Source organism: Wolbachia endosymbiont of Oedothorax gibbosus, from assembly GCF_936270145.1.
In the GTDB taxonomy this organism is placed as follows: Bacteria; Pseudomonadota; Alphaproteobacteria; order Rickettsiales; family Anaplasmataceae; genus Wolbachia.
The window spans coordinates 402098-414090 of the sequence record NZ_OW370537.1 but is presented as its reverse complement, the minus strand read 5'-3'; the positions used below and the strand labels follow the sequence as shown (position 1 = coordinate 414090).

The 11993-nt window shown below is 34.9% G+C and carries 10 protein-coding genes and 5 pseudogenes; 8 read left to right on the top strand and 7 right to left on the bottom strand.

Going from position 1 to position 11993, the window contains the following annotated elements; translation table 11 throughout:
• Nucleotides 1-7: 7 nt before the first annotated feature.
• Nucleotides 8-439, bottom strand: coding sequence for a DUF2924 domain-containing protein (locus NBW37_RS02155; RefSeq protein ID WP_250296728.1), 432 nt, complete (start codon nt 437-439; stop codon nt 8-10).
• Between the two features lie 231 nt (nt 440-670).
• On the opposite strand from NBW37_RS02155, the gene NBW37_RS02150 reads away from it, so the two are divergent.
• Nucleotides 671-1497 (top strand): IS5 family transposase gene (locus NBW37_RS02150; protein WP_250295841.1). Its coding sequence is split into 2 segments (ribosomal slippage): nt 671-1058 and nt 1058-1497, totalling 828 coding nucleotides; the frame shifts between segments, so codons are not numbered across the junction.
• On the opposite strand, the gene NBW37_RS02145 is transcribed toward NBW37_RS02150, so the two are convergent.
• From NBW37_RS02145 to NBW37_RS02125, 5 genes and pseudogenes are all read right to left on the bottom strand, one after another.
• Entirely contained in the window at nt 1492-1926 is a 435-nt protein-coding gene (locus NBW37_RS02145; protein WP_250296727.1) for an ankyrin repeat domain-containing protein, read from the bottom strand. The two genes, NBW37_RS02150 and NBW37_RS02145, sit on opposite strands and share 6 nt — an antisense overlap.
• Nucleotides 1927-2111: 185 nt before the next feature.
• Entirely contained in the window at nt 2112-2684 is a 573-nt protein-coding gene (locus tag NBW37_RS02140) for an ankyrin repeat domain-containing protein (RefSeq protein ID WP_250296726.1), read from the bottom strand.
• Between the two features lie 61 nt (nt 2685-2745).
• Nucleotides 2746-3478, bottom strand: a pseudogene (locus tag NBW37_RS02135) (ankyrin repeat domain-containing protein).
• A gap of 183 nt (nt 3479-3661) precedes the next feature.
• On the bottom strand, nt 3662-4930 hold the full coding sequence (locus NBW37_RS02130) for a phage tail protein (RefSeq protein ID WP_250296725.1): 1269 nt from the start codon (nt 4928-4930) through the stop codon (nt 3662-3664).
• Nucleotides 4930-5124 (bottom strand): annotated as a pseudogene (locus tag NBW37_RS02125) (baseplate assembly protein); the annotation flags it as partial. The pseudogene NBW37_RS02125 and the gene NBW37_RS02130, both read right to left, overlap by 1 nt.
• A 56-nt stretch (nt 5125-5180) precedes the next feature.
• On the opposite strand from NBW37_RS02125, the pseudogene NBW37_RS02120 reads away from it, so the two are divergent.
• The 3 genes and pseudogenes from NBW37_RS02120 to NBW37_RS02110 all read left to right on the top strand — a co-directional run bounded on the left by NBW37_RS02120 (nt 5181) and on the right by NBW37_RS02110 (nt 7590).
• A pseudogene (locus NBW37_RS02120) lies at nt 5181-6364 on the top strand (hypothetical protein).
• Between the two features lie 91 nt (nt 6365-6455).
• A complete protein-coding gene (wmk, locus tag NBW37_RS02115; protein ID WP_250296724.1) occupies nt 6456-7250 on the top strand; it encodes a WO male-killing family protein Wmk in 795 nt (264 codons plus the stop codon).
• A 61-nt stretch (nt 7251-7311) separates the two neighbouring features.
• Nucleotides 7312-7590: a helix-turn-helix domain-containing protein gene (locus tag NBW37_RS02110; protein ID WP_250295911.1), complete on the top strand. Its 279-nt coding sequence runs from the start codon at nt 7312-7314 to the stop codon at nt 7588-7590.
• On the opposite strand, the gene NBW37_RS02105 is transcribed toward NBW37_RS02110, so the two are convergent.
• Nucleotides 7543-8979: an IS4 family transposase gene (locus tag NBW37_RS02105; protein ID WP_250295910.1), complete on the bottom strand. Its 1437-nt coding sequence runs from the start codon at nt 8977-8979 to the stop codon at nt 7543-7545. The two genes, NBW37_RS02110 and NBW37_RS02105, sit on opposite strands and share 48 nt — an antisense overlap.
• Before the next feature lie 100 nt (nt 8980-9079).
• Here NBW37_RS02105 and NBW37_RS02100 point away from each other — a divergent pair.
• From NBW37_RS02100 to NBW37_RS02090, 4 genes and pseudogenes are all read left to right on the top strand, one after another.
• A pseudogene (locus tag NBW37_RS02100) lies at nt 9080-9857 on the top strand (IS630 family transposase); the annotation flags it as partial.
• 10 nt (nt 9858-9867) lie between these two features.
• Nucleotides 9868-9984 (top strand): annotated as a pseudogene (locus tag NBW37_RS07725) (WO male-killing family protein Wmk); the annotation flags it as partial.
• 25 nt (nt 9985-10009) lie between these two features.
• Nucleotides 10010-10414, top strand: coding sequence for a helix-turn-helix domain-containing protein (locus NBW37_RS02095; protein ID WP_250296723.1), 405 nt, complete (start codon nt 10010-10012; stop codon nt 10412-10414).
• A 239-nt stretch (nt 10415-10653) separates the two neighbouring features.
• Nucleotides 10654-11988, top strand: a complete 1335-nt coding sequence (locus NBW37_RS02090) for an IS110-like element ISWpi13 family transposase (protein ID WP_250296722.1) — start codon at nt 10654-10656, stop codon at nt 11986-11988.
• The last annotated feature ends 5 nt before the right edge of the window (nt 11989-11993 follow it).

The following is an 11993-nucleotide window of genomic DNA, read 5'->3' as shown; positions in this document are numbered from 1 at the left end:
TTTCTCCTCAACTTCCCTTTTTATCACGCATTCCGAACAACAACGGTCCGTTATAACTCATTCCCATTATTTTCCCTGCTACCGCTGATAACGACGTATAAAATTCTTCTCTGTAGATCAATCCTGTATCCATTACCATTATTGCATGCGTTTCTTCACCCCTTTCTAATATCAGCTCTGTTCCCGCTGCTGGCAGTTTATCGCTACTTATCCTTTTTCCCTTCTCTAGTCGATCTGCTAGATATTCTAGTCTTTTTGCCCCTTTTCTTGACATTTCTCCATACGCTTTCTCCTGTATTCTATATGCTAATCTCGGTATCAGATACTTTTTTGAATGTCTAGGTGCCCCTTCCCCACATACCTTTTTCCATATTTTCCTCAGCTCTACCAGCGATTTTTTCTCTAAATATTTTACCTCTTTTTCTACTTTTTTTTCCATATAATCACCTGAATTTTTAAACGCTATAGCACTTTCTCATCCACAAGCTCTTCTTTTACACCTGCTGCCGTGCTTTCCGATACAACCCTTGTTCTTTCTATAAACTCCCTCTGTTTATTTGCCATTTTTACGTTCTCTAACACTTCTATTATCTCTTTATTATTTCTCGCATAATACATTAGACTTCTTTCAAAATTGAGGGAGAGAGAGTAAGATCAAGTATTTGGAAGCATGAAATATAAGGAAATAGAAAAGTTAGAAGGAGAAAAGTTTCGACGTTTAACGGGGGTAAAAAAATCAACATTTAAGAGAATGGTAGAAATTCTAGATGAGGAGGATAAAAGGAAAAAAGCTAGAAGTGGAAGAAAAAGCAAACTTTGTATAGAAGATAGATTACTTATGGCACTGGAATATATGAGAGAATATCGTACATATTTTCATATAGGACAAAGTTATGGCATGAGTGAAAGCAACTGTTTTAAAATAATAAGGTGGGTAGAAGACACATTAATAAAACATCCAGATTTTGCATTACCAGGAAAAAAAGATCTATTAAATAGTAATGTAGAATACGAAGTTTTGGTAATAGATGGAACTGAAACAGCAGTAGAAAGGCCAAAAAAAAGCAAAAGCGCTTTTACTCTGGAAAGAAAAAAAGGCATACTATAAAAACACAAATAGTAACAGAGAAGAAGAGTAAAAAGGTCGTATGTACATCTTTCTCCAATGGTAGAAAACATGATTTTCGGATGTTTAGAGAATCAAAGATAGCAATATTACCGCAAACTAAGATCCTAGCTGATTCTGGTTACAGAGGAATGCAAAAGATACATAAAAATGTTGAATTACCACATAGAAGATCAAAAAAGAATCCTTTATCAAAGGAGAAAAAAGCAGAAAATAGATCTCTCTCTATACGAAGAGTGGTAGTTGAAAACGTAATCGGCTTATTGAAAAGGTTTAAAATCATTTCTGACAGATATAGAAATCGACGAAAACGTTTTGGCTTAAGATTTAATTTGATTGCCTCTATTCACAATAGAGAGCTCCTTTCATGAATTTTGAAAGAAGTCTATTGCTGTTTTGCCAAATTTATCCTTTTGCTCTACTTCTGCTCCGGCTTTTACTAGTTCTTCTACTATTTTTACCTCACTTACCATGCATGCGAGGTGTAATGCGGCAAATTTGCTACTTCGTTCCACTGCGTTTACATCGGCTCCTGCCTTTATCAGCTCTTTTATATTTTCTAGACGTTGCCCCATCACTGCTAGGTGTAGTGGTCTATATTTCCCGGCATCTGCTGCATCTACATCTGCTCCCTTTTTGATTAATAATTTCACTTTTTTTGGATCTGGCATTCCCACCGCGTAATGTAGTATCGTCCTTCCTTTTGTGTCTTTTTTATTAATATCTTCTATTGAGTTATCTAATACTTCTTTCCATGAATTATTAAATTCTTCTCTTTCTTTCTTACTAAATTTTGCCATGACGTTCCTCAGCTATTAATACAATGTAAAGTGGCTCCAATTTGGCTCACTTTAGCGCTTGGTAATTCTTGTTTGTTTACCAGCTACTTTTTCACTTAGGGCTGTTTTGGCATAAAAAGCAAGTTTTTTTTTACAAAATATACACATTTTTTCCACATATTATATTAAGATATAAATCTGTATGCTTAATTTGTTAAATCTACCTCCTCTAGTTGTAATTCATTTACGTTTCGTTTCTCCATTACCTCCTCTATTGCCTTGTTTGCTTCTCCATACATCACTGCCACATCTCTCATATTCACTCCCTTCTTTTCTAAATAACTTGTCACTTTCGGGTAAATTTTTGCATAGTTTAGTGGGCTACATCCAAATTTATCTATCGTACTCGTATCTCCTCCTGCATTTATCAGCTCTTCTATTGTTCCTATTCTTCTTGCTAAACAGGCTAAGTGTAGTGGTACTGCTTTATTGTTTGATTTTGCATTTACTGTAGCTCCTCCTTCTATCAGCACTTTCACATTTTTTCTTCTTCCTAAAAACGCTGCTAGGTGCAACGGTGTCTCGCCTCTATTGTTTCTATCGTTTGTACCTGCTCCTTTTTCTATTAATAACTTTATTACTTCTGGCTCTGACACCTGTGCTGCTCGGTGCAATATTGTGCAACCTGCTGCGTCTTTTTCATTTATTTGTTGAAACCTGTTTTCTGATAATGCTTTCAATAACCTATCAAAAACATTCCTTGCTTCTTTCCTTGACATAACATACCTCACTTTCCCTTTGAAATTTTCGCAACCAAACTCTTTTTTTTGAGCTCCCTTCTCACCACATCTTGCTTAAGTCTGCCTTCAACACCTCATCTATCATTTCGTTCACTTGGCTCATTATTTTGCTTGCTAAATTTTTACATTCTTCCTTTATTAGTGACTTATCTTTCTTCCTTATTTCTCCTATCTCTATTATTTTTAACTCCGGTAAATAACTCCTATTCAACATGTCTGCTATTTCTCTCACTAGCATCTCTATTCCATAGCACGTCAGTTCTCTACTTTTCTCCTTGTTTTCCAAAGAATTTCCTCGCCTTTTCACTCTCTTTGCTATCACATAGACGATACTTTTCACTTTCCCATATGTAATACATTGGTGTTGCACCATACTTATTCAGTTGATTAACTTCAGCTCCGTCCTTTACTAGCTCTTTTATTATTTCAACTCCTGCTCCTCCTATTTTGCATGCAGAGTGCAATGGCGTACATCCATTGACATATTGAGTGGCATTTACTTCCGCTCCTTCCCTTAGCAGTACTTTTACATTTTCTAAGCTTTTCGCAAATACTGCACAGTGTAGTGGTGTATAACCCTTTTTATCTCTTGCATTGACGTCTGCTCCTTTCTTGACTAGAAAACTTACTTTTTCTCTTGTCGACATTCTTGCTGCCTTATGTAGTATCGTTTCCCCTTTTTCATCTTTTTCATTAATATTCTTAAACGAGTTCTTTAATAATTCATAAAATGACTTACTAAAAGATTCTCTCTTTTCCTCACTGAACTTCATACATACCTCACTATAAAAACATACGCCAATTTGGCTCTCTTTAGTGCAAGATCAATTTTTTTTGTTTACTTGCTACTATTTAAGTTATGTGCGTTTTGGCATGAAAAAGCAAGTCTTTTTCTTTTTATTTCATACACTTTAACCTATTATTAATATAATATATGAGGATATAAATATAAGTACTTAACTTATTATAGATATTACTTGACTATTTTTCCAACTTCTGTTCAAATGTCGATGTTCGTGCCACTTCAATACTCCCGGGTAAAACACTAAAATGTAATTTTCCGGTTCATGTATTGAATCCTTTTGCTCTGAATTTAATTCGCTTTCATAATGAACATTGTGCTCTGCTACACCAAATCTTATGATTTTTTGACCGGCAAAATTTTCTACTTTGTAATGATGGGTAACGTTGAACCTTTCTAAAATTGGCTTGTATTTTAAATTCCACAGTTGTTCAGATAGTTTGTGGTCATTCAAATAGAACTTTTCTCCACATTCTTCTACACTCGCAACCGGAAAACATGCGTTTATTTCTCCCAAGTTCCAGCTATCTGATAATACTATCTGCGCTTTTGCAAACTTAATCTCAGGTAATAAGCTCTGTGGTAGCGGATATAACGTTTTTAAATTATTCCACTGATGACTTCTTTCATAAATACCGTTATAATTCTTTGTGTGAGGCTCGGTTTCTCCAAGTATTGCTACATCTAGCCGGTATATATCATTGCTTAAAGCTCGTTCATAATGATCGCGTAGATAGTTTTCTATAATCCTAATAACTGGACCACTAGACCTGAAAAAATTTACTCTTCCAAATGATAACACTGGTCCATCTTCTTCTATTTTTACACCTGAGTAATCCGATAACAAATTTCCAAAAAAACTTTCATCTAAAATAAACCTATCAACGTTGTAATAATCGTTAAAAATCCTCATCAATCTGGATCTTGCAGGCAATGATAGTTTTGCCAGCTCTACTACTGCATCAACAAAGAAATCATTTGGTACGTCTCTTATCCCTACTTGCAACTCAAAAAAGTGTTTACCGGGTGGCTCTTCAATAATTGTAATATCTTCTATATTTGCCCATTTTAATGCTATTTTCAGTGAGGCAGGTGTTCCTCTTAAGCGCTGAAATTTTATTCCTTCTTTTATCGCTCTTCTTTTATCTTTTGCCCAGCGTAGAATTTCTTCTAACCCGTATTCTTCAACCAACCACGGCAATATTTTTTCCCCTAGGCTAAATTTAAATCCTCCTTTTATCGCTCTTCTTTTATCTTTTGCCCAGCGTAGAATTTCTTCTAACCCGTATTCTTCAACCAACCACGGCAATATTTTTTCCCCTAGGCTAAATTTAAATCCTCTTATCCTGCTTGGATCAACTTTATAATCGATTGCTTCTACTAGCGCTTTTTCCTGTTTTGTTGCATTTGGTGGCAATAACATTACTCAACCTTTAAATTTCTCAAATTTGCACATTCATTCCCCAGAACCACAACATCCTCTTTTGGCTCTATTAATTCCACGTTTTCCACTCCTTCTACGAACAAATTCGCTATTATCCATGATCTTGTAATACTCCATCCGAGTCTTTTGCTTGCTTCAAACTTTTCGATAAATTGCTTTTTAATTTCTTCCTCTATAGAGTGTATAACAACTATACACTTAGAACGTATATTTAATAGCGGAGGCTAATATGAATAATAAAATAATTGTACCTTTTAGTGATAAAGAGGGGGTGTTTACGAGTTAAACGTTGATCTTGATAGATTATCAAAAGGTGAGATGTTAAATGCTATTGTAGGAATTGGTCGTACTAAGGAGCAATCCACCTTTGTAAGCAAAATTAATAAGGCTAAAAAGCTTGGAGAAGTGCCCTTTCCTAATAGAGACGTTCAAATCAACTATGGGAAAGGATTTGAATATATTTATGGCACAAAACCTTTGAGTAATCAAGCAGATTATCCAGAAGGGTTAAATCCATTTGCTTCAGCTTTGCAAAAAATAAAGCCAAGTGCAAGCGAAAGCGAAAAGTTGAGCTGGTTTAAGAGTGCTGTGGTAGAGGCAAAAAACGTAAATGAATTGCACAAAACTATAGACCAAGTACTAGCCTCAGGAGCAAGAATAAATGCATGTGATGACGGGGAATGGAGTTTTGCAGAGTATGTAGTATTAGGTACACATTTTCATAAATTTGATAAGGCTGATCGTAAAAAGCTAATACGTAAATTAATGCTAAGCGGTGCAGAGTTTCATGATACTTTATTGCAGAATAAATTGATAGGTGAAATCTATAATGAGCTACAACCAGAAGTTCAGCCTCATATAGACAAGAAGCTTGAGGATTTGAGAAAAATTGGTGAAAGCGCTATTCAAGAAGGGGAATTGATAGATGTGGAAGCAGATAATACAACATCGTATATAGAATTTTCTGAGAACAGTAAAGTAGAAGTAGCCAAAATACTGAGAGAGTTAGGAAGTAATATTTTAAAAATTGGCAATAATGCAGTTGAGGTTAAAAGCGAGAAGGGAGGTATAAGAAACTATACTGATATGTCAGATGGAAGCTCTATTGTATTAGAATTTCCTACAAGCATTGGCAAGCTAAATATCATATTGTACCAAGATGCAAATCAGGTGCAAGTGAGAATAGCAGACAAGGAAATGTGGGCTGAGTTACAAAAAAGAGGTGAAGAAATAGGAAAAAACTGTCTCTTTGGAGGAGTAAAACTTAAAGAAGCAGTAGAGAAAGGTAATTTCACTAGATGTGGCATATGGAGTGAAAAGTATGCTATAAAAGAAGTTAGCAATGATGAAGTATTGTCTCCGTGGGTAAATAGGATACGTGAAGGTAGTAAAGAAACTTTTAGAAAACTTTAATGTGTCTACAGTCAATTTTAAGGTTCCAGAGGTTTTTTCTTACCGTTATATCTGAGCTATAGTAGAAAATATTATATGTAAGGTTCTTTTTGTGGAAAAAAGTCTAGATTATAAAGTGGGAGAAAAATTAAAAAGTTGGAGGTTAGAGCGAGGGTATACTCAGAAAGATTTAGCTGAGAAAATTGGTGTAAAGTATTGGGTGATACTGCAATATGAGAAAGGGAATCGTAGAGTTCCAATTGAAAGGTTATATGCTATAGCTGAGGCACTATCAATCAGTATTACGGATCTAATTCCTGTATCAAAAAGCTGTCTTGAAGATGAGGGAGAAGAAATATTAGATCTAGTAAGAGAATATAAAAAGATTAATGACCAAGAGTTACGTAAGATGTTTTGTTTACTAACCAAATTTGTTCAAGTTAGTGAGAAAAGTAGCAGGAAAGCAGAGAAAGTGGAAATAGCAAAGCGCTTGGTTAAAGCAGGAATTTCTGTTGATATTGTTGCAAAAACAATTGGTCTGTCTGCTGATGAATGTGTTGAAGAAAAAGTTGGTTCTATCTACTACAAAATAGGAAAAAAGATAAAAGAATGGAGACTGGTAAGAGAGTACACTCAAAAGGATTTAGCAGAGAAAATGAATACAACACGTCACGAAATAAGCAACTATGAACAAGGAAGGACTGCTGTTCCACTTGATAAATTATATGAAATGGCAGAAGCGTTATCGATTAATATTACAGATCTACTAATAGAGAAAGATGAAGGTAGTACAGTGGAAAATGAGCTGCTTGATTTGATCAAAGAATACAAAGAAATTGAGAGCCAAGAACTACGTAATGCACTAATAAAATCTTTATTTGAAGGTTGTGATACCAATCTCCACTAATAGATAGACAAATAGTAAAAACTACAAATAATTGAGGCTAGAAAGAATAAATATGTAGTTTATGGCAGGAAAAAGTAAAGCAATAGGAGAAGAACTATATAATCAATGCAAGTTAGAATTAAAAAAATATGGAATAAGAGGAGAGATAGGAAGAAGGTTACAAGCAATAATATCAGCAAAGGAGTATGGTATCTCAAAAGTTGCTAAAATATATAGAATTACGAGAACGACATTAATGAAATGGATTGCAAGATTTAAAGAAAAAGGTGTTATTGGGTTTGCAATCTTACTATTACCCACAAATATGTGGTTCATGAGCAAGTCTCCATCCTTCTGCTAGATCAAAGAGACGTCTCCACCCTTTCCAAAGAGTAATTGGTCCTGGTTTTGGGTCGCTTTTTCTTGCTAAATGACCTCCAAGTTGAGCAATCCACGAAACGGCTTCTTTTATAGTAGGGGCTATACTTGGACATGGTTTTCTGTGTATTTTAACATATAAAACTTTCCATTCTTCCTCAGCTAATAAGCCAGTACATGGTAATGTTGGGTTAGTTCTTGCAATTGATGTAATAAAGAAAATTCTCCAAGCAATAATGCTCATGACTGTTAAATACCTCATTAATCTTTCTGCTGTTCCAAGTCTACATTCCTCAACTTTGAGACCAGATTTTAAAATCTTATGCAATATCTCTATTTTCCATCTCAAACAATACCAACTAATTTTTTCAACAGCTTCTTCAAAAGTACTGACCGAAAGATTTGTTAAAAGCATCCACTCTAGCGGACTTGCTCCTGGAGGAGAATTTCTTTCAACAACATGAATTGCGTAAAGTTGTAGACTGAATAATGCTGCTGGTTTATATTTTATGTGACCTTCTTTACATTTTATGTGGCTTTCATGTGGACTCATCATAAATTTTCCGAATCTAATTTCTAGAAATGCTGTCCTTTTTTGCTTATCATCTCTAGCAGGGATTTCAACTTCTACTTTTCCAGTGCAAGGAAGACCTTGGATAAATGACCATAATTTTTGCTTATTCCTGGTATACATAAATTTTTTATTTACATTTCTGTTGTGACGAGCTCTTACTAAAATTGCTGAGTTAAGATTATGTGCAAGTTCAAAAAAATCATGTATATCTGCTTCTCTGTCACATACAGTTATAACCTCTGTTTGGGTCTGATCTATAATATTATTTGTTTTCTTTAAGCTTTCTAGCCATTTCATACTTTCTTTATCCTCAATATGAACGTTACTACGATGACTCTTTAGTCTTTTTTCTTCTTCAGAAATTGGTGGCCTCGAGTAAATCTTTTGATCCAATATTCCTAGTACCAAACCTTCCGTACTAACAGCAAGGGCTGTATGCATTACTGTACCTTTACCTCCTTTCCCAGCAATACTTCCCAATCCGCTTGTTTTTTTATGACTTGAGTATGAAATATAAGTTGTATCTTGAATTACAAGGACTCTTTTATGAGCTTTTGTTCTTTCAACTGTTTTATCAATGTGTGAAGCTAGAATATCAACTTCTTTTACGTTCTCATTTTGAAAAAAACGATATGCAGCTTTTGCTTCTGACCAACTTCCGCATGCCTCATTAATTGAGCTTTCAGGTGAACCTATCACACTATTAGCAATATTCACTAATCTTTCGGTCAATCTTTTATCTCCAAGTGAAGCATCTCCAAATTCATTTTTAGCCCACTCATTACTCTCGTTTGCCATTTTTATACCATCAATATTTGCAAACTCTAATATTGTAATACTTTATTCATAAGTACATCTATATTTGTGGGTAATAGTAAGGTTTGCAATACAGCCAGGGCGAGGACCTAAACCAAAACTGAACGAGGAGAAGAAGGAAAAAATAAGAGAGGTAATAGAAGAAGATGGGGCAAATCTGACTGCTAAAAAATTGCAAGGTATAGTTGAAGGAATGTTAGCTATCAAAGTAAGTGAGTCAACGGCGAGAAGGCTTATGAAGAAGCTAGGATTTACATATATCACACCTCGTCCAGCACATTATAAACAAGACAAAAACAAACAAGAGGAGTTCAAAAAAAATCTCAATGAAATTGTGGAAAAGAACCGGAAAAAGGAGGTTTTTTTTCGATGAATCGAGATTTGGAACGCACTCAAAAGTTGGACATGGATGGTTTAAAAAGGGCTCAAGAACACAAGTTAAAGTAAAAATCGGAAGAGAAAACTTCTATCTTTACAGCGCTGTAAATCCCAGGAATGGAGAGGATATTAGCCTACTTGCTCCACATGTAAACACAGATTGCATGAACATATTTTTGGAGCAGATGTCGAAAGATTTGGGGACTAGAGAAGCTTTTCTTATCATGGATTGCGCAAGTTGGCATAGGTCTAAAGGTTTAAAAACTCCTGAAAATATCACCATAATTTATTTGCCGCCGTACTCGCCTGAGCTCAATCCTGTGGAAAGATTTTGGCAACATTTAAAGGAAAATATAATAAAGAACAAGATGTATGACTCTATTAAATTACTTGAAAATGCTGTATCTGAATTTATTCGAGATATTACGGAAAGTTCGATCAAAACCATTTGCTCTGTGAATTATTTGTCTAGTTATTTATGAGGGTTGGTATGAGGAGAAAGTGAGAGAAGTAGAAAGGATTAAAGTTGGAAGGGATTTAGTAAAAGGGGGAATTCCTATTGATATTATTTTGCAAATAGTTGGTTTATCTGCTGATCAAATTGCATAAAAGTTTATTTTTTTAATTGAGGTATATGTTTGTTTCTGTAAGTGATGTTAGTCCTATACGCTACAAAATAGGGCAAAAAATAGAAGATTGTAGATTAATGCAAAGGTGTACTCAAGCAGAGTTGGCAAGTAAAATCGGATTAGCATATCAAGAAGTAACCAATTATGAAAATGGGTATATTTCTATTCCAATTGAAGTACTATATATAATAGCAAGAGTATTATCAGTTGACATTGTAGATTTATTACCTGAACCAGTAATAGTAAGGGAAGACAGCTATGAAGACGAGGAAATACTCTATCTAACAAAAATATACGAGAATCAAAAGTTAGGCAAAATAGTACCTTCATTAGTCAGGTTTGTTCATATTAGCGAAAAAATCAATCAAGAGGAAGCAAGCAACGAACAGATAAAATCTGTTAAACGATGAAGAAACTCCATTACTTATGCTTTTAAAAGTCTTTGAGTATAATTTTGTGGAAGCGCTTTTGCAGTTATAACCGGACTATTCAATGGTGCCATAAGTGCCCGTAAGCAAGCATGGTTTTGGAGGAAACGGTTAAACTATTGATGGAGTCTTTTAGACTACCTCGCTTAGAAGATTGTATAATCTAACCGTCCCCAAGCTGAAGCGCTTCTCCATTATAAGTTATATAGGAGGAATTTGACATGACAAAAGCAAAAAGTAAATTAGAAATAGTGAATCCGAATGCATCAGGAATAGACATTGGTTCAGCCGTACACTATGTATGCGTACCTGAGGGAAGAGATAAACAACGTGTTCAGAAATTTGGCTGCTTTACTGCAGACCTTCATAATTTGGCACGCTGGTTGAAGAAGTGCAAAGTTACAACTGTGGCAATGGAATCAACAGGAGTGTACTGGATTTCTTTATTTCAAATACTTGAATCATATGAATTCGAGGTCAAGTTGGTAAATGCACGACATGTAAAGAATGTACCTGGCAGGAAGTCTGATGTTCAAGATTGCCAATGGCTTCAACAATTGCATAGCTACGGATTGCTTCGTGGATCATTTAGACCAGATAATCAGATGTGTGTATTGCGTAGTTATGTGCGGCAACGTAAAAAACTTACTGAGAGTGCATCCACGCATGTTCTGTGTATGCAGAAAGCATTAATTCAAATGAATATTCAATTACACAAGGTTATTAGCAATATTACTGGAGTGACTGGTATGAAAATCATTGAGGCTATAATTGAAGGCGAAAGAAATCCTGAGAAATTGGCTGAATTCAGAAGCTCGAATATAAAGAATGATAAAGCTACTATAGCAAAAGCATTAACAGGAGACTATAGAGAAGAACATTTGTTTGTATTAAAACAAGAACTTGAGCTATATAATATTTACCAGGGAAAAATAGCAGAGTGTGATGAAAATATAGAGAATTACTATAAAACATTTGAAACAAAATTCTGTGGAAATAAGCAATGTAGTAAAATAAAGAATAGGTCTACAAAGAACAGGCCAAACTTTTCTATACATGAGGAATTACATAGAGTAACAGGTATGGATTTCACTAAAGTTCCAGGACTTGATGCATTAAGCATACAAACCATAATTTCAGAAACTGGTATAAATCACAATAAATGGCCAACAGAAAAGCACTTTTCGTCGTGGTTGGGACTCAGTCCTGCTAATAAAATTACAGGAGAAAAAGTGTTTAGCACAAGAACGTGTAGAGTCATTAATCGTGCTGCGAATGCATTTCGAATGGCTGCTCACTGTGTATCAAGAAGCAACAGCGGAATAGGTGCATATTGTAGAAGATTAAAGAAACGACTAGGTGCACCAAAAGCGATTACTGCTACGGCAAGGAAATTAGCATGTATCTTTTACAGTATGCTAAAGCATGGACAAGAGTATGTTGAGAAAGGGATTGACTACTATGAGAAACTATATAAGGAGAGAGTATTGAAAAATTTAAGCAAAAAGGCCAGTGAACTTGGTTATGTTTTAACAAAAAAACATGAACTAATATAGGGAGT